The sequence below is a fragment of the Pseudomonas sp. Z18(2022) genome (assembly GCF_036346535.1).
Lineage (GTDB): Bacteria > Pseudomonadota > Gammaproteobacteria > Pseudomonadales > Pseudomonadaceae > Aquipseudomonas > Aquipseudomonas yamanorum_A.
In genome coordinates this window covers 188,096-206,409 of sequence record NZ_JAOTOA010000012.1, presented here as the reverse complement: position 1 = coordinate 206,409, position 18,314 = coordinate 188,096, and the positions used below count along the sequence as shown (strand labels likewise).

Annotated in this window: 15 protein-coding genes; 6 read left to right on the top strand and 9 right to left on the bottom strand. The window is 61.0% G+C overall.

Annotated features, from left to right (window positions below; all coding sequences use genetic code 11):
• Window positions 1–191: 191 nt before the first annotated feature.
• Window positions 192–962 carry a MipA/OmpV family protein gene (locus tag V3W39_RS22510; RefSeq protein WP_177046915.1) on the bottom strand — a complete coding sequence of 257 codons (771 nt, stop codon included), beginning with the start codon at window positions 960–962 and terminating at the stop codon, window positions 192–194.
• Window positions 963–1,192: 230 nt separating this feature from the next.
• Between V3W39_RS22510 and V3W39_RS22505 the strand changes: the two genes are divergently transcribed.
• Genes V3W39_RS22505 through V3W39_RS22480 form a run of 6 tightly spaced genes read left to right on the top strand, consistent with a single transcriptional unit; the run spans window position 1,193 to window position 8,450 of the window.
• Window positions 1,193–1,897, top strand: coding sequence for an MtnX-like HAD-IB family phosphatase (locus V3W39_RS22505; protein WP_177046913.1), 705 nt, complete (start codon window positions 1,193–1,195; stop codon window positions 1,895–1,897).
• Window positions 1,890–3,284 carry an aspartate aminotransferase family protein gene (locus V3W39_RS22500; protein WP_177079703.1) on the top strand — a complete coding sequence of 465 codons (1,395 nt, stop codon included), beginning with the start codon at window positions 1,890–1,892 and terminating at the stop codon, window positions 3,282–3,284. The genes V3W39_RS22505 and V3W39_RS22500 overlap by 8 nt, the downstream gene beginning before the upstream one ends.
• Window positions 3,281–4,147, top strand: a complete 867-nt coding sequence (locus tag V3W39_RS22495; RefSeq protein ID WP_330213361.1) for an alpha/beta hydrolase — start codon at window positions 3,281–3,283, stop codon at window positions 4,145–4,147. Before V3W39_RS22500 ends, V3W39_RS22495 begins: the two co-directional genes overlap by 4 nt.
• Window positions 4,148–4,163: 16 nt before the next feature.
• Complete coding sequence (locus tag V3W39_RS22490) at window positions 4,164–5,288, top strand: GNAT family N-acetyltransferase (RefSeq protein WP_330213360.1); 1,125 nt, start codon at window positions 4,164–4,166, stop codon at window positions 5,286–5,288.
• Window positions 5,288–7,063: a sensor histidine kinase gene (locus V3W39_RS22485; protein ID WP_177046904.1), complete on the top strand. Its 1,776-nt coding sequence runs from the start codon at window positions 5,288–5,290 to the stop codon at window positions 7,061–7,063. The genes V3W39_RS22490 and V3W39_RS22485 overlap by 1 nt, the downstream gene beginning before the upstream one ends.
• The gene (locus V3W39_RS22480) at window positions 7,053–8,450 is read left to right on the top strand and encodes a sigma-54-dependent transcriptional regulator (protein ID WP_177046902.1); all 1,398 of its coding nucleotides are present in this window, start codon (window positions 7,053–7,055) and stop codon (window positions 8,448–8,450) included. Before V3W39_RS22485 ends, V3W39_RS22480 begins: the two co-directional genes overlap by 11 nt.
• A gap of 143 nt (window positions 8,451–8,593) precedes the next feature.
• Here V3W39_RS22480 and V3W39_RS22475 read toward each other — a convergent pair whose 3' ends face one another.
• The 8 genes from V3W39_RS22475 to V3W39_RS22440 all read right to left on the bottom strand — a co-directional run bounded on the left by V3W39_RS22475 (window position 8,594) and on the right by V3W39_RS22440 (window position 18,184).
• Entirely contained in the window at window positions 8,594–8,923 is a 330-nt protein-coding gene (locus V3W39_RS22475; protein ID WP_176438680.1) for a GlpM family protein, read from the bottom strand.
• 18 nt (window positions 8,924–8,941) lie between these two features.
• Complete coding sequence (locus tag V3W39_RS22470) at window positions 8,942–10,282, bottom strand: sigma-54-dependent transcriptional regulator (protein WP_177046900.1); 1,341 nt, start codon at window positions 10,280–10,282, stop codon at window positions 8,942–8,944.
• On the bottom strand, window positions 10,279–12,180 hold the full coding sequence (locus tag V3W39_RS22465; protein ID WP_177121924.1) for a sensor histidine kinase: 1,902 nt from the start codon (window positions 12,178–12,180) through the stop codon (window positions 10,279–10,281). Before V3W39_RS22465 ends, V3W39_RS22470 begins: the two co-directional genes overlap by 4 nt.
• Window positions 12,181–12,381: 201 nt before the next feature.
• On the bottom strand, window positions 12,382–13,116 hold the full coding sequence (locus tag V3W39_RS22460; protein WP_010170183.1) for an amino acid ABC transporter ATP-binding protein: 735 nt from the start codon (window positions 13,114–13,116) through the stop codon (window positions 12,382–12,384).
• Window positions 13,113–13,784: an amino acid ABC transporter permease gene (locus V3W39_RS22455; protein ID WP_177046897.1), complete on the bottom strand. Its 672-nt coding sequence runs from the start codon at window positions 13,782–13,784 to the stop codon at window positions 13,113–13,115. Before V3W39_RS22455 ends, V3W39_RS22460 begins: the two co-directional genes overlap by 4 nt.
• A complete protein-coding gene (locus V3W39_RS22450) occupies window positions 13,784–14,530 on the bottom strand; it encodes an amino acid ABC transporter permease (protein ID WP_177046895.1) in 747 nt (248 codons plus the stop codon). Before V3W39_RS22450 ends, V3W39_RS22455 begins: the two co-directional genes overlap by 1 nt.
• A 195-nt stretch (window positions 14,531–14,725) precedes the next feature.
• Window positions 14,726–15,652: a glutamate/aspartate ABC transporter substrate-binding protein gene (locus V3W39_RS22445; protein ID WP_177115565.1), complete on the bottom strand. Its 927-nt coding sequence runs from the start codon at window positions 15,650–15,652 to the stop codon at window positions 14,726–14,728.
• Window positions 15,653–15,988: 336 nt separating this feature from the next.
• Window positions 15,989–18,184 carry a TonB-dependent receptor gene (locus V3W39_RS22440; protein WP_256390430.1) on the bottom strand — a complete coding sequence of 732 codons (2,196 nt, stop codon included), beginning with the start codon at window positions 18,182–18,184 and terminating at the stop codon, window positions 15,989–15,991.
• Window positions 18,185–18,314 lie beyond the last annotated feature (130 nt).

Here is an 18,314-nt window from a genome sequence, read left to right as displayed (position 1 = left end):
CGACGGGGCAGGGACGCCCCGTCGCGGCGGCCCGCTTCGTGCTACCGGAGTGCGGGCACACCGAGCCTAGGCGAGGTGCCGAGTGGTGGGGCAAGAGCGTTTTGCTTACTTTTGCGCTTTTCAAAAGTGAGCCGCTGTAAGAGCGGAACCAATATCAGACATCACCCAAATAACGGATATGCCCCCCCCTCTCAATCAAACTTATAGCTGATAGCAGTCTGCACCTGCCCCTGATTCACATCCCCGGTTTCCTTGACGATGCTGCTATTGGCCGCCGAACCAACAAGGTGAATCCAGCTGGCACTGGTCAACAGCGACCACTTCGCGTCCAAAGGAAACTCAAAACTCTGCGTCAACGTCAGGTTCTGAAACCCGGCACTGGCGTTATAAGGACGAAACCCCGAAGCCGCAGCCTCATTGGCATCCACCCCGAAAAACGTCTGCGCCTGGCGCGCATCGGCAAAATGCGCCATCAGGCCGGTGCTGCCGATGATGCCGCTGCCCAACGGATAACCCAGCTCACCCCCAAGCTTGCCCACCACACCGCTTTGATCCCGCGCACCACCCACGGTCTGACCCATCTGGGCGTATACCCGCCAGAACTCAGCCGGCGCGTACTGAATAAAGCCACCCACCTCAGCCATGTCCGAAACATCACGCAACCCCCGCAACGACCCGTTCGCAGTCCGCCCCGGCAAGTAATTGATATAAGGCCCGGCTGTAAAACCATTGGTATTCAGGGCACTCCAGGTCAGCCCATCATCGGTACCCAGGCTGACATTCCCCCAATCCAGATCGAAGTAAGGAATGGGCCGCGTTTCGTAGCGGCTGCCCGTCGGATCATGGGGCTGATAGCTGACACCCGCGCCGACCTCACCGGTAATCCCGTCCGCCAGCGCAGCGCTCGAAACGCCCCACAGCCCCAGCAAACCGGCGAATACAGCAAAAGTAACCCTGAACATGGAGCCATTTCCTTTTGTGAACATGCGCGCATGAACGCGCAAACACCCGACGTTAGGCAAGCACTCATCTAGGTTGTAGCAAGCTACAAAAATTGTAGCCGGTTCCGACACAACCACCCACTGACACCCGCCAAACCCCCTGAAAACAGGGGCTGGAGGCACTTGGCACACTCCGTGCTCTAGCACTCTGCAAGCGCAACAGCGCGTTCCTACTTCATAGGTAAATGCAGATGATCCACTGGCATATCGTGTGTGACTTCGACGGGACCATCACCCCCACCGACGTCATCGACAACGTCCTCCAACGCTTCGCCGGCCCCGAGTGGGAAACCATCGAACAGGAATGGCTGGATGGGCACATCGGTTCGCGCGAATGCCTGAGCCGTCAACTGGCGCTGATCAAGGCGACCCCGGCCGAACTGCTGGCCTACTTCGACAGTGTCGAGATCGACCCGGACTTCCCGGATTTCGTCGACCATGTCATGGGCCTCGGCGCTTCCATTGAAGTGGTCAGCGACGGCATCGAACAAGGCATCGCGCGGATTCTTTCGCGCAACTATGTGACCTTGCTGCCGATCCTCGCCAACCGCCTGCGCCAGGTCGACCAGAACAGCTGGCGCATCGACTTCCCGTATTCCAGCGACGCGTGCCGCGCTGCGTCCGGCAACTGCAAATGCAAGTCCACGCCGCGCAACAAGCGCGTGCTGGTGATCGGTGACGGCAAGTCCGACATGTGCGTGGCTTCCACCGCCGACTTCGTCTTCGCCAAGGCCAGCCTGGCCGACTACTGCGAAACCAACAACATCCCCTACGTGCGGTTCGACACCTTCGCCGAACTGCCGGCATTGCTGGCCAAGTTGCCTCAAGGCATCGCCGCCAACGCCAACTCTTACAGCACCTCTTCCGACAATCAGGAACTCTTCCACCATGTCTGATATTCGTATTGCCACCGCAGAAGACCAGGTTCTTCTGGATAAAGAAGCCAAGTACTGCTCCTACGGCGACACCGTTCACTACATCGACCCACCACGCATTTTCAGCCGTTGCGAAGGCTCCTACGTGTGGGACACCGAAGACCAGGCTTACCTCGACCTGCAAATGTGGTACTCGGCCGTTAACTTCGGTTACGCCAACCCGCGCCTGAACAACGCGCTGAAACAGCAGATCGACACCCTGCCGCAAATCGCCAGCCAGTACCTGCACAAAGGCAAGATCGAGCTGTCGGAAATGATCGCCGTCGACGCCAAGAAGAAATTCGGCCTCGACGGTCGCGTGCACTTCAACGTGGGCGGTTCGCAGTCCATCGAAGACTCCCTGAAAGTGGTGCGTAACGCCACCAACGGCAAGAGCCTGATGTTCGCCTTCGAAGGCGGCTACCACGGCCGTACCCTCGGCGCGTCGTCGATCACTTCGAGCTACCGCTACCGTCGCCGCTACGGCCACTTCGGCGAGCGCGCCAACTTCATTCCGTTCCCGTACCACTTCCGCGGCCCGAAAGGCATGACCAAGGAAGAATACGGCAGCCACTGCGTGCAGCAGTTCGCGCGCCTGTTCGAAACTGAATACAACGGTGTGTGGGACCCGAAAGTCGGCCAGAGCGAATACGCTGCCTTTTACGTCGAGCCGATCCAGGGCACCGGCGGCTACGTGATCCCGCCGATGAACTTCTACAGCGAGCTCAAGCAGGTCCTCGACCAGCACGGCATCCTGATGGTCGTCGACGAAATCCAGATGGGCTTCTGGCGTACCGGCAAGCTGTGGTCGATCGAACACTTCGACGTCAAACCTGACGTGATCGTCTTCGGCAAGGCACTGACCAACGGCCTGAACCCGCTGGGCGGCATCTGGGCCAAGGAAGAGTTGATCAACCCGAAAATCTTCCCGCCAGGCTCCACTCACTCCACCTTCGCGTCCAACCCGTTGGGCACCGCGGTAGGTCTGGAAATGTTCAAGATGACCAGCGAAGTCGACTACGGCGCGATGGTCATGGCCAAGGGCAAATACTTCCTGGCCGGCCTGCAAGAGCTGCAAAAACGCTTCCCGATCATCGGCGATGTCGATGGCCTGGGCCTGGCGCTGCGCTGCGAAATCTGCGGCCCGGATGGCTTCACTCCGGACAAGGCGACCCTGGACTTCATGGTCGACGAAGGCATGAAAGGCGACATGGTGGTTGACGGTCAGAAACTCGGCCTGATCCTCGACGTGGGCGGTTACTACAAAAACGTGATCACCCTGGCACCGTCCCTGGAAATCAGCTACCCGGAAATCGACCTGGGCCTGAAGCTGCTTGAGCAACTGCTTGTGCGAGCGACCAAACGGTGATTGGCCACGAGATCGACCTCGGTGAAGGTGATGCCGGCTTCGTTCTCGGTAGCGGTCCGGTCGGGATCCTGTTGATCCACGGCCTGACGGGCACCCCGACGGAACTCCGTCGGGTGGCCCAGGGTTTGGCCAAGGTCGGTAACTGCACGGTGTACGTGCCGACCCTGGCCGGGCACTGCGGGGACAACAGCGACTTGCAAGCCACCGGCTGGCAGGACTGGTACGAAGGCGTGCGCAAGACGTTCGTCGCGGTGAAACAACGCCACGAGCAGGTGTTTGTCGGCGGTTTGTCGATGGGCGCGGTGATGTCGATGTACGTGGCGTCGCAGTTCCCTGGCCAGGTCGCCGGCTTGTTGATGTACTCCACTACCTTGAAGTACGACGGCTGGAGCATCAGCAAGATGGCGTTCATCACGCCCTTGCTGATCCGTATTCCCTTCGGTGTGCGCCTGTTCCGCTTTACTGAAAAGCCGCCCTACGGCATCAAGAACGAGCGCCTGCGGGCGATCGTCGAGCGGCAGATGAAGGAAGGGGAGAGCAGCGAGGCGGGTCTCTTGACCATGGAGGGCGTCACGGTGCGCGAGTTGCACTGGATGAACGCCGTGGTGAAGAAGCTCATGCCATCGATCAAGACCCCGGCCCTGGTGCTGCATTCCATCGAGGATGACATCACCAGCCGCTGGAACGCCGATTACGTGGAACGCCATCTCGGCGGCCCCGTGACCAAGATCCTGCTGGACAACTGCTACCACATGATCACCGTCGACCTGCAATACCGTCGGGTGATCGAGTTGAGTGCCGAGTTTGTCGGGCAGCACGCACACGCCACAGAGGCACCTGAAGATTATCGACAGCTGGCTTGAACCCTAAGGATTTGACGTGATCACCGCCCAAGCCTTTTCGACCATTCGGGCCATCGAACGCAGTGCCTGGAACGACTGTTTTCCCGATGCCCTGGAGGATTGGGACTATTACGTGGCCGTGGAAAACGCCGCTATTGATGACTTTCAGTGGCGCTACCTCGCGGTGTTTGACGAGGCAACGCTGGTGGCGGTCGCGCCGGCGTTCATTACGCGTTATCGCCTCGACACCACCGTGTCAGGCGTAGGCAAGCGCTTTACCGAGCGCCTGGAGCGACTGTGGCCGGGTGTTTTGAAGCTGGGCCTGTATGCCATCGGCTCGCCGGTGGCGGAACAGTGCAATGCGGGTGTCGCCAGTCATGTTGCCGAATCCGGGCGCGAGGCGTTGCTTGCGCAGTTACTCGCCGCCGCACGCCGGGATGCCGATGCGTTCGGCGTCGGGCTGGTGGCGGTCAAGGATGCACCGACCAGGGACGAAGGCTGGTCAAACAGCTGCCTAGGCGCGGGTTTCCAGAGCATGCCCAGCCTGCCAACGGCCTTGTTGCCGATCCCTTTTGGTTCAGTGGACGCCTACCTCGGTTCCCTGGACAAAGCCACCCGCAAGGACCTGCGCCGCAAACTGCGTGCGCCGGGGCCGCGTGTCGAGTGGCGACGCAACATCGACGACGTACTGCCGCGCATCATGGCGCTGTATGAGGCCACCCTGGAACGCTCCGATCTGCAGTTCGAGCGACTGCCGGCAGGCTATTTCACCGGTATCCTTGAACAGCTGCAGGAACGTGCGGTCTGTGTGCTTTATTGGGTGGACGAGCAACTGGTGGCGTTCAACCTGATCCTGCTTAACCGGGATCGCCTGATTGACAAGTTTTTCGGCGAAGACAGTGACTACAGTCGCGAATACAGCCTGGCGGTGCGCAGTTGGTTAACCAACATCGACTACTGTATTCGCAACGATATTGCGTTATATGAATGTGGTCAGGCCGGCTATGCCAGCAAGTTGCTGCTGGGCTGCGAGTTCCAGGGCAACAGCATGTTTTTCCGCCACCGTAACTGGCTGGTCAACCGTGCGCTGTTCGTTGCAAAAGTGTTTCTCCGACCGGATCGATCCGACCCTGCCATGGCTGCTGCGATAAGCGAAACCTGATGATCAACAAGACCCGTCAAAAAGCCCGCCCCTTTGCCATTTCGCGTTGGAGCGTCCAGCGCAAGCTGGTGTTGGCGTTCTGGCTGGTGACGGTGATCCCGACGATGATCGCGGCAGAACTGGCCGCCACAACGCTGTCGCAGATCTTCGACAGCAACGTGCGAATCTGGCTGCAGGAGTCGACCAAGATCGTCAAGGACGAGATCGGCGACATCCTCCACGACAACGCCCGGGTCGCCCAACTCTTCCTGCGCTACACCAAGCCGCCGTCGTCGCGCCAGGCCGAGAAACACGACAAACTGACCGCCGACATTGCCGCCGCCACCGACATCGATGTGGTCGCGCTGATCCGCAGCAGTGACCACAAGATTGTCTTCAGCACGGCCGCCGATGACATCGTCAAGCAAATCAACCTGGCCAGTAATGCGGTGTTGCAGACGGTCCAGGTGGCGGGCGTCACCACCGGCGTGGTGGTGTCCACCTTCGAGACCAGCGAAGACGGCGTTGACTATCAACTGCTGGTGGCCACCTACCTGGACAGCAGTTTCCTGACCAGCGTGGCCGATGTGCATTCCCTAGACCTGCGCTTGTACCTGGCCAACCCCAGCGGTTTCTCGGAGATTTTCTCCACCCAGCGCTTCGTCGATCACCCCAGCCGGATTCCGTCGAGTATCGAAGCCGCGCTGCGCAGCACCAAGCAACCCAGCGAGCAGTTCACCAATAACTACAGCGGCTTGTACTGGCCGATCTTCAACGATGCCGGCGAACTGCAAGGGGTGATCTTCAGTGGTTTGCTGCGGCACACCAGCCTGGTGGGTCTGGTGAACCAGAGCAACCTGTTCGTGCTGATCTTCCTGCTCAGCTCGGCGTTGTCCCTGGCCGCTGGCATGTTGGTGTCCCAGCGCCTGACCCGGCCGTTGCGGGATTTGTCCGAAGGCGTCAGCGCGGTGATCTCGGGCAACTATCAGCATCGCGTGGCGGTCAGTGGCGGCGACGAACTGGCGCAACTGAGCAGCACCTTCAACCACATGACCGAGCGCCTCGGTGAGTTGCATCTCCTGGAAGCGCAATTGCGTCGCCGCGACCGCCTGCACGCGCTGGGCGAAGTCGCCATGGGCCTGGCCCACGAAATTCGCAACCCGCTGGGCATTATCAAAACTGCTACCCAGTTGCTGCACCGCCGCGCCGACCTGCCGGAAACCGACAAGCGTCACCTCGAGTACGTGATCAGCGAGGTCAGCCGGATCAACGACCTGATCACCGAATTCCTCGACTTCGCCAAACCCAGCGCACCGTTGCGTACCGTGCAGGCGGCACGGCCGGTCGTGGAGGAGATTCTCGGCTTCTGCGGGCCCGAGTTGTCGACCCATAACATCGACGCGCAAATCGATGACGAGGCTCCCGGCGCGACGATCTACGCCGATGCCAAACAGCTCAAGCAGGCGTGCCTCAACCTGATTCTCAACGCCATCGACGCGATGCCCGGAGGCGGCCGCTTGACCCTGGGCATCCGCAGCGTGGGCGGCAACACGGTGATCAGCATCGCCGATACCGGCGAAGGCATTCCGCCGGACATGATCGAGCGGATCTTTACGCCATTCGTCACCACCAAGGCCTCGGGCACGGGCCTGGGGCTGGCCAAAGTCTTCTCGATCATGGAAAGTCATGACGGCAGCATCGAATGTGTCAGCGAGAAAGATGCCGGCGCCACCTTCAGCCTGTACATTCCGGCCCAGGGTGACGACGGCGATGATGAGGATGGTGATGACGCATAACGTATTGGTAGTCGACGACGAACCCAAGCTCTGTGACTTGCTCTCGTCGGCCTTGAGCCAGAGCGGGATCCAGGTGTTTACCGCCGGTGACGGCTTGCAGGCGCTCAAGGTGCTGGAACAGGAAGACATCGACCTGGTGATCAGCGACTGGCGCATGCCCGGCATGGACGGCCCGGCGTTGCTGGCGGAAATCAAGGTGCGCTACCCGCAGTTGCCGGTGATCGTGATGACCGCCTACAGCACCGTGAAAAACGCCGTGCAGTCGATGCGCAACGGCGCCTACGACTACATCGCCAAGCCGTTCGACATCGACGAGCTGGACATCACGGTGGCCAAGGCCCTGCAGTTTCGCGACATCATGCGCGACAACGCGCGCATGCGGGCGGAGCTGGATGAGCATTCGCAGTTCGACAGCCTGGTGGGCGACAGCCCGGCGTTTCGCCGGGTGCTGCACGCCGTAGACTCGGTGCGCGACAGCAACGCTACGGTGCTGCTGACCGGCGAAAGCGGTACCGGCAAAGAGATGGTCGCCCGGGCCATCCACAAACACGGCAACCGCGCCGACAAGCCGTTTGTGGCGGTCAACTGCGCGGCGATTCCCGAAGGCTTGCTGGAAAGCGAGATGTTCGGCCACCGCAAGGGCGCCTTCACCGGCGCCGTGGCGGACCGGGTCGGGCGTTTCATGCAGGCCGACAAAGGCACGTTGTTCCTCGATGAAGTGGGCGACATGCCGTTGGCGTTGCAGGCAAAAATCCTGCGGGCCTTGCAGGAACGTGTGATCGAGCCGGTGGGCGACCCGCGCGAGCGCAAGGTGGACGTGCGGGTGATTGCCGCCACCAACAAGAACTTGCTGGATGCGGTGGCCAACAAAGAGTTTCGTGAAGACCTTTACTACCGTCTCAATGTATTCCCGATTCCACTGCCAGCCCTGCGCGAGCGCGTGGAAGACATTGCGCCGCTGGCCCGGCACTTCGCCCAGACCTTGAGCGCTACGGCCGGTAAACGCATCACCGGCTTCAGCCCCGAGGCGTTGCAGGCGATGGCGGCGTATTCCTGGCCGGGCAATATTCGCGAACTGCAAAACTGCGTGGAGCGGGCGACCATTGTCGCGGCGACGCCGGTGATCGAGGACATTGATCTGCCGGCGTACCTGTTCGCCTCCAAACCGGCTGAAGACGGCGTGGGCGCGATACTCAGCAACGGGCCGGGCGTGCCGCACGACCTGGATGCGGCGCTGGCCGAGGTGGAGAAGGCCTACATCATGGCCGCGTTGCAGGAGAGCAATGGCGTGCAGGCTGCGGCGGCCCAGAAGATCGGGATTTCCGAGCGCAGTTTCTGGTATCGGTTGAAGAAGCTGGGAATTCAGGTGGACAAGATCGTTCGTTGAAATTGCTGAAGCAACGCCGATCAACTGTAGGAGCTGGCTTGCCTGCGATAGCATCACCTCGGTGTAACTGACACACCGAGGTGCCTGCATCGCGGGCAAGCCCGGCTCCCACAGAAGCTGGCGCCCACACTGATTGAGGTGTGTCAGGCGTGCATGCGAACCCACACGCTGACCAACACCGTCGCCGCCATCAACCACGCCACGGCCGCCACCGCCAGCGAAGCCTCCAGCCGCATCCGGTCGACCATCACGTATAGCGTCGCCAGGTACACAAAGTACGGAATGATCGACCACATCCCGAACACTATCGTGGTCTTCAAATCTTCCACCGAGCGCCCCTTGCCGACGATGTAATGCGCGATCAGCGCGAACGTCGGAAACAGCGGCACCAGGCCCGCGATGTAATAGTTTTTGGTCTTGGCCAGCGCCGCCAGGATCAACACAACCCCGGCACCCAGCGCCGCCTTCAGCAATAAATCCACACTGTGCTCCTAGTGGCTAAGCCCGTACTTCTTGACCTTGTCGAACAGCGTGGTCTTGGCCATCCCCAGTTCCTGGCTGGCCTGGGTCAGGTTGCCGCCGCTGCGCTGCAAGGCGTCGTTGAGCAGGTTGCGTTCGAAGGCTTCCACCGCTTCGGTAAAGGCCAGACCGTGATTGCCGCTGCTGGCGCCGCTCTTCTTGAACGCCGGCAAGCCAAGCGCAAACCGCTCGGCCACGTTGCGCAATTCACGCACGTTACCCGGCCAGTCGTGGCTCATCAGGTTGGACAGGGTCTGGTTGTCGAGGTCGGGCGCGGTGCGGTCGAAACGCAGGGACGACTGCTGCAGGAAGTGTTCGAACAACTGCAGGATGTCTTCGCGACGTTCCCGCAACGGCGGCAGTTCCAGGGTCACCACGTTGAGGCGGTAGTACAGGTCGCTGCGAAACTGGTTGGCGCGGCTCAGGTCGTCCAGGTCGGACTTGGTGGCGGCGATCACCCGGCAATCCACCGCCACGCTCTGGTTCGAACCCAGGCGTTCCAGGGTGCGTTCCTGCAACACCCGCAGCAGTTTGATCTGCAGGTTCATCGGCATGCTTTCCACTTCGTCGAGGAACAGCGTGCCTTCGTGGGCGTGTTCGATCTTGCCGATGCGGCGTTTGCCGGCGCCGGTAAACGCGTTGGCCTCGTGGCCGAATATCTCGCTTTCAAACAGGTTTTCCGGCAGGCCGCCGCAGTTCAAGGCGACGAACTGATGGGAATGGCGCCGGCTGAAATCATGCAGGCAGCGGGCAACCAGTTCCTTGCCCGTGCCGGTCTCGCCTTCGATCAGCACGTTGGCCGAGGTGTCGGCGACGTTGGCGATCAGCTCCCGCAGGTTCTGCATGGCGGGGGAGCGGCCGATGATCCGGCCTTCCAGGGAGTCGCGCTCGGCCAACTGCCGGCGCAGCGACCAGACTTCCCGGGCCAAACCGCGTTGCTCGAGGGCGCGACGGGCAACGTCTACCAGGCGCTCGGGGGAGAAGGGTTTTTCCATGAAGTCATAAGCGCCGTTGCGCATCGCGCCCACGGCCATGGAGATATCGCCGTGGCCGGTGATCAGCACTACCGGCAGGCTTTTATCCAAAGCCTTGAGCCGGGTCAGCAGCTCCAGGCCGTCGATGCCCGGCAAACGGATATCACTGATGACGATGCCGGCGAAGTTTTCACCAACCCGGGTCAGGGCTTCTTCGGCGCTGGCCACGCCCACGCTGGGAATGTCTTCCAGGGCCAGGGCTTGCTGGCAGCCGAGCAATACATGGGGGTCGTCTTCGACGATCAGCACGGTCAGGTCGGTGGTTTTTTCTGTGTTCATTTCGACTCGACTGGTTGAGGGCTCGCCAGCGGCAAACTCAGGACAAAGGCAGTACCACCGCTGGCCGGGTGCTCGACGGCAAGGTTGCCGCCGGTGGCCGCCGCGAGGCTGGCCGACAGCGTCAGGCCCAGGCCCAGGCCTTGCTCGCCGGGTTTGGTGGTAAAGAACGGTTCGAACAAATGCTTGCGGGCCTCGGGATCAATGCCGTGGCCGTTGTCGCGCACCTGCAGGCGGTATTTGCCCTCGACGATGTCGCCGTCCAGCCACAACTCGGGGGCGGGTTGCGCCTGCATCGCGTCCAGGGCGTTGCCGATGAGGTTGACCAGAATCTGCTCCAGGCGGGTCTGGTCGATCTGCAACTGTGCGTGGGTGAAGTGACGGTGCACCGTCAGCGGCAAGCTCTCCAGGCGACTGCCCAGGATCTGGAACGTGGCGTCCACCGCCTTGCCCAGATTGGCCTCGCCCTGGTCATCACCGCGCCGGGCAAAGGAGCGCAGGCTGGCGGTGATGCGGCCCATGCGGTCGATCAGTTCGTTGATGGTCTTGAGGTTGGCGCTGGCGGTGTCCAGCGCCCCGCGCTCGAGGAAGCGCACGGTGTTGCCCGACAGGGTGCGCAGGGCCGCCAGCGGCTGGTTCAATTCGTGGGCGATGCTGGTGGACATCTGGCCGATCGCTGCCAGTTTGCCGGCCTGTACCAGTTCGTCCTGGGCACGGCGCAGGGTTTCCTCGGCCTGGCGCCGCTCGCGAATCTGGCTCTTGAGCCGTTCGTTGCTGGCCCGCAGGTCGGTGGTGCGTTCGGCAATCCGTCGTTCCAGCTGGTTGTTGGCTTCCTGCAAGGCTTCCCGGGCGGCAAGGCGGGTGGCGATCACCTTGCGCCGCTCGTTCCAGGCGATCAGCAGGAACGCCACCAACGCGAAGGCCACGGCCACCAGGATGCCCTGGTTGATAGCGGCCTGGCGCAGGTCATTCAGCGGGGTCAGCAGGGTGAAGTTCCACGGGGTGTCATTCAGCGGGCGGGTTTGCGCCAGGTAGCTGACCTCGTGCTCGTCTGCCACCACTTCGCTGTTGGCCGGGAAGGTCAGCTTCTCGGTGCCTTCGTTGAGGCGCTCGCGGGCCAGGGGTTCCAGCTCGCTGAGGGTCGCCCAGTAATATTGCAGGCTGTGGGCGAGGCGGTCCTTGGTGTCATCGCTCAGAGGTCGCACGGACTTGAGGCGGCGGGCCGGGTCGCTGGAGAGAATGATGATGCCATTCTCGTCACTGACGAAGGCCTCCAGGCGCGCCCGCTGCCAGCGCTCTTCCAGCGCTTCCAGGCGGACCTTGACCACGGCGACGCCGATGATCTTGCCGTGTTCTTCCAGGCCATGGGCCAGGTAATAGCCGGGTTCGCCGTTGGTGCTGCCGATGCCGTAGAACCGGCCCGGCTGGCCGCGCACGGCATTCTGGAAATAGGCACGGAAGGACAGGTCTTCACCCTGGTAACTGTCGGCATCGCGCCAGTTACTGGTGGCCAGCACGCGGCCGGTGGTGTCCATCACGTAGATCGCCCGGCTGCGGCTGCGCCGGTTCAGGCCTTCGAGGTAGTCGTTGACGGTTTTGCGGGTTTCCTGATTCGGGTCGGCCAAGAGCCTGGAGACGCTGGACTCCAGCTCCAGGAGGCTGGGCAGGTAGGTGTATTTGCTGAGTTCGCTCTCGACGGTGCGGGCGTGTAATTCCAGCTGGCGTTCGCCGGTATCGCTGAGGGTGCGGATCCCATAGAACTCACTGATCCAGAAGCCGACATAACCCAGTCCGATCACCAGGGCGATGATCAGCGGCGGCAGGAACAATTGGCGAATCAGACGAGGCTTCACGGCAAGTGATGGCGGCGCGGCGCGAAAGAGGTTGGGGTCGCATTTCATCACAGATGCCTTGGGTCAACCAGAGCTGTCAGCCTGCGCGGTCCCGTGTGGGAGCAGGCTTGTGTGGGAGCCGGGCTTGCCCGCGATGCAGGCGCCTCGGTGTGTCAGTTACACCGAGGTGATGCAATCGCAGGCAAGCCAGCTCCCACACAAGCCTGCTCCTACACAAGCCCGGTTTTCACAGGGCAGCAGTGGTGCTTTTTAGTGCTGCAGGATTTTCTCAAGGAAGTGCTGCGCACGCTCGGAGCGGGCGCTGATGTCGCCGAAGAATTCCTCTTTCGGGCAGTCTTCGATGATCTTGCCGGCGTCCATGAAGATCACCCGGTCGGCGACCTTGCGGGCGAAACCCATTTCGTGGGTCACGCACATCATGGTCATGCCTTCGTGGGCCAGTTGCACCATCACGTCGAGCACTTCGTTGACCATTTCCGGGTCGAGGGCCGAGGTCGGTTCGTCGAACAGCATGACGATCGGGTCCATCGCCAGCGCACGGGCAATCGCCACACGCTGTTGCTGGCCGCCGGAAAGCTGGCCCGGGTGCTTGTGGGCGTGGGCCGACAGACCGACACGCTCCAGCAGTTGTAGGCCTTTCTTGGTGGCTTCTTCCTTGCTGCGGCCCAATACCTTGATCTGCGCGATGGTCAGGTTTTCGGTGATGGTCAGGTGCGGAAACAGCTCGAAGTGCTGGAACACCATGCCAACGCGCGAGCGCAGTTTCGGCAGGTTGGTCTTCGGGTCGGCGATGGAGGTGCCATCGACCACCACGTCGCCTTTCTGGAACGGTTCCAGGGCGTTGACGCATTTGATCAGGGTGGATTTGCCCGAGCCGGACGGCCCGCACACCACGATCACTTCGCCTTTTTTAACCTCGGTGCTGCAATCGGTCAGCACCTGGAAGTCGCCATACCACTTGTTGATATTCTTGATAGAGATCATACGGCAAACCTTTTTTGCAGACGCTTGACCAGCAGCGAGGCGGAAAAGCTGATGATGAAGTAGACGACACCGGCGAAGATCAGGAACTCATTGGAGCGGCCGATGATGTCGCCGTTGGAGCGGGCGGAGTTGAGGAAGTCCACCAGGCCCACGGTGTAGACCAGCGAGGTGTCCTGGAACAGGATGATCGACTGTTGCAGCAGCAACGGGGTCATCTTGCGGAACGCCTGGGGCAGGATGATCAGGCGCATGGTCTGGCTGTAGGTCATGCCCATGGCTTGTGCCGCGGCCATCTGGCCCTTGGGAATTGACTGCACGCCGGCCCGCACGATTTCACAGAAGTACGCCGCCTCGAACATCATGAAGGCCACGACGCAGGAGGTGAATGCACCGATCGGGGTGTCTTCGCCGGTGATCCAGCGCAGCACGAACGGCACCGCCAGGTAGAACCAGGTGATCACCAACAGCAACGGGATCGAGCGGAAGTAGTTCACATAGGCGCCGGCCAGGCGCGACAGCAGTTTGCTGGACGACAGGCGCATCAGCGCGAGGATCGTACCCAGGACGATGCCGCCGACCACGCCCATGACCATCAACTGCAAGGTCATGACCATGCCGTTCCACAGGCCCGGGATGGCGGGGATGATGCCGCTGAAATCGAAGTCCATTATTTACCCCCCACGGAGATCAGGCCGGGCACGGCGACTTTCTTCTCGACCACGCGCATCAGCAGCATCAGGCTCATGTTCAGGGTGAAGTAGATCAGCGTGGCCAGGGTGAAGGCCTCAAACAGGTTGGCCGAGAACTCGGCGGTCTGTTTGGTTTGCGCCAGCAGTTCCATCAAGCCGATCAGGGACGCCACGGAGGAGTTCTTGAAGACGTTGAGGAATTCCGAGGTAAGCGGCGGAATGATGATCCGGTAGGCCTGGGGCAGCAGCACGTTCCAGTAGATCTGTGGCAGCTTGAAGCCCATGGCGCGCGCGGCAGCTTCCTGGCCCCGTGGCAACGCCTGGATGCCGGTGCGCACTTGTTCGCACACGCGGGCGGCGGTGAACAGGCCCAGGCACACGACAACGCTCAGGTAGGCCGAGGTGGTCGGGTTGAGGTCTTGTTTGTACCAGTCTTGCAGGTTCTGCGGCAGCAGGTCGGGTATCAGGAAGTACCAGATGAACAGCTGAACCAGCAGCGGCACGTTACGAAACAGTTCCACGTAGCAGGTCGCGATGCCGGATACGAGGCGGTTTGGCACGGTGCGCATGACGCCCAGTATCGAGCCCAGCAGCAAGGCGATAATCCACGCCACGATGGCGATGGCAATGGTCCAGCCCAGGCCGGTGATGTACCAGTCGAGATAAGTCTCGCTGCCAACGCCGGTGGACTTGAAGAACACGCCCCAGTCCCAGTTGTAATTCATTAGGGTCTCCCCTCGAGATCGATCGATGTACAAGCACCCGCTTGGGGAAGATCCTTTCCCGCCCGGCGGCGAACGCCAGGCACACGCGATCGGCTCGAAAACTGCCAAGTCGAGTGTTCCAAAATTAAAGCCAGCAGGTAGTAACAGACGCCTGAAGGAGCATTGGCTCCCTCAGGACATAAGCTTAGTCAGGTATCAGATTTTTACGTCAGGCGCTGGCTTGTCGCTTGGGTTGGCGATCAGATCCTTGACCTTCTCGCTCATCGGGAAGTTCAGGTTCAGGCCTTTAGGCGGGATCGGGCTTTCAAACCACTTGGTGTAGATCTTGTTGATCTCACCGGATTTGTACAGGCCAACGATCGCGTCATCCACGGCTTTCTTGAAGGCTGGGTCGTCTTTGCGAACCATGCAGGCGTAGGCTTCGAAGGACTGCGGAGTACCGGTGATGACCCAGTCATCCGGCTTCTTGGCCTTGGCTTCTTCACCGGCCAGCAGGGCGTCGTCCATCATGAAGGCAACGGCGCGGCCGCTTTCCAGCATGTTGAAGGATTCGCCGTGGTCCTTGGCGGAGATGACGTTCATGCCCATCTGCTTGTCGGCGTTCATCGCCTTGATGATGCGCTCGGACGTGGTGCCGGCGGTGGTCACGACGTTCTTGCCTTTCAGGTCAGCGAAATCGCTGTAGGACGGCTTGCCATCCTTGTCTTTCTTGACCAGCAGGCGGGTGCCGATTTCGAAGATGTTGACGGTGAAGTCGACTTGCTGGGCACGTTCGGCGTTGTTGGTGGTGGAGCCGCACTCGATGTCCGCGGTGCCGTTCTGGATCAACGGGATACGGGTCTGCGAGGTGACCAGGTTGTACTTGGTCTTCAGGTCGGGTTTGTTCAGGTCTTTTTTCAGGGCTTCAACGATAGCCAGCTGAATGTCGTGGGAGTAGCCCACGGGTTTGCCCGAACCATCCGCAATATAGGAAAACGGAATGGAGCTGTCGCGGTGAGCGAGAGTGATGGTGCCGGAGTCGTTGATTTTCTTCAGCGTGCCGGTAAGTTCGGCGGCGAAAACTGGAGTGCTGATCAGAGCAGCAGCGATAGCTGCGCCCAAAATATGGGGAACGATACGCATCAATACTTCCTCGACATTTGTTTTTTTTATGAGACCGGTTGGGACGGCCACGTTTTTATATAAACAGTACTGCGAAAGCCTGTGACGGCTCCTGAGGCGCCTCAGGCAATCGCCTACGAGTGTAGAGCATGAGTCGTGCCAGACCTGAAATAAAAGGTTAACAGTATGATTTATATAGAGATTAACTTTGTATGACGGCCTTTTTGCCGCGGCGGGGTCCGGCAAACCGAATAGGTCGGGGAATGGCGTTCGGAAAACCGAATGGCGGGATAGGCCTGTATCGCCCATGAAAAAGCCCCGGGAACAGGGCTCCCGGGGCTTTTTTGTGTAGCGCTGTCAGAACGTGTAGTCGGCCGACACCACCGCTGCACGACCATCGCCAGGCACTGCCCAGCCATTGTTGCGGATGCGGGTCAGGTATTCCTTGTCGAACAGGTTGTTGATGTTCAACTGCAGGTTCAACTGTTTGTTGACCTTGTAGCCGAGCATCGCCCGTTGCACCGCGTAGCCGGGCGCAGTCGGGGCCCCGGCGGCGCTGACCAGGTACTGCTTGCTTTGCGCGGTTATGCCGTAGCCCACCTGGAAGTCGTAGGGCAGGTCATACACCGTCCAGAGACTGGCCGCATGTTTGGGCGTGAACGGCAGCGGCTCGCCTTTCTGCGCGTCGAAACCGGTGGTTGCCAGGGTGAAGTCGCTGGCGCTGCGCAGCACGCGGGTGTCCAGGTAGGTGTAGTTGGCGAAGACTTTCCAGCGATCCGTGATCGCACCGCTCAGGCCGAGTGCCACACCATCTGCACGGGCTTTACCGTCGAGGGATTGAGTGCCGCTCAGGTTGGTCGGGTCGTTATCGGCAACTTTGTAGTTGGTGCGGTCATTGCGGAAGATCGCGCCGGTGAGTGACAGGGCATTATCGAAGAAGTCCCACTTGGTGCCGATTTCATAGCTGACGGCGGTTTCCGGGGCGACGTTGCAGTTGTTGGTGGCCACGCTTGAGCTTTTGGCCGGGGTGTAGCAGCCACCGTTGACGCTGGCTTGGGACGGCGTCTTGCTGTTGCCGTAAGCCACATAGAAGCTGCCGTTTTCCGCCGGTTTGTAGACCAGGGCCAGGCGGTAGGACGTCAGGTCATCGGCTTGGCCGAAACGAGTGCCTGGGGTTTCCACACCGGTACTGGAGTAGGCGTTGCTCACCGAACTGCCGGCGTTATGCTCGTAGCGCAAACCACCGTTGATTTCCCATTGCGGGCTGAGCTTGAGCGTGTCGAAGGCGTAGGCAGCACGGTTGTTCAGCGCGCCATCGACGTGGGCGGCGCGGGTGAAGTTGACCGGCCCGTTCCACTCGGAGTTCGGATCGCTGAAGCTCACCGGTGGCGGGACGATCGTGCTGCCGTTGGCGTTGGTCAGCCACTTTCCGGTATCCGCCTCATATTCCTCGCGGCTGATGGCGATGCCGGTCACCAGCGTGTGGTCGATAAACCCGGTGCTGAAGTGGCTGGTCACGTCGGTCTGGTTGGTGAACATCTTGTTCTGGGTGTTGCGTTCGTTACCCAGAGAGCCGCCGCTTGGCTGGAAAAAGCCCGGTTGCAGGCCTGCGGCGCAAGGGGCGCCGGTGATCTGGGTGCCGCTGGCCAGGCAGCCGGCCTGGGCACCTTCGGGGCCCGAGGCGCGCAGGTCCTGGCGAACCCGCTCGACACGGGTGAAGTTGCGCACGGAGACGGCTTCGTTGAAGTCGTGCTCAAGCTTCAGGCTGAACGAGTCCGCGGTGGTTTTCTGGTCATTGATGTTGTGGTAGCCGTAGAAATCGCTCCAACCCACGCCCGGCATGGGCTTGCCGTTGTAGATGGGGATGCCGTACTGCGGCGTGTTGTCATCTTTCTGATGTTCGAAACTGACGGTGACGCGGGTCGGCGTGCCCAGGCCAAAGGCGATGGAAGGCGCAATGCCCCAGCGCGAGTAATCTTCATAATCGCGGCCAGGCACATCGTTACCATGGGCCATCAGGTTCAGGCGGAACGCGGTGGTGTCGTTGAGCATCTGGTTGGTATCAAGCGTGGTGCGCTTGTAGTTGTCGGTGCCGATGCCTGCGCTGATGGTGGTTTTGTCCCGCAGTTCCGGTTGCTTGCTCACCAGGTTGATGGTGCCGCCGACTGCGCCGGAGCCTGAATACACCGAACTCGCGCCGCTGACGACTTCCACCTGCTCCAGGTTGAACGGGTCGGTGCGGCTGTATTGCGCGCTGTCGCGCACGCCGTCGACGTAGATGTCGCCGCTGGCGGAAAACCCGCGCAGGTTGATGCTGTCGCCATACCCGCTGCCACCTTCGCCCGCACCGAAGGTAATGCCTGGCACGGTGCTGAGTACGTCGCGCAGGGTCAGCAGGTTTTGGTCATGAATGACTTCCTTGGGCACCACCGTAATGGTCTGCGGCGTGTCGCGCAGTGCCTCGGTGTACTTGGGGGATGAGGGAGCCACAGGGTTGTAGACGCTCTGGCTCGGGGCCTGGCCTTCGATGCTGGTCGCACCGAGCTGAATCACGCCTGTGTTGTCATCTGGTGCAGTCTCCGCTGCATAACTGAATCCTCCCTGCGCAGCCACTGCCAAGCCCACTGCCGACGCGAGCATATGCCGCGATGAAAGGGGGGCAGAACTGATCCCGGTAGCCATT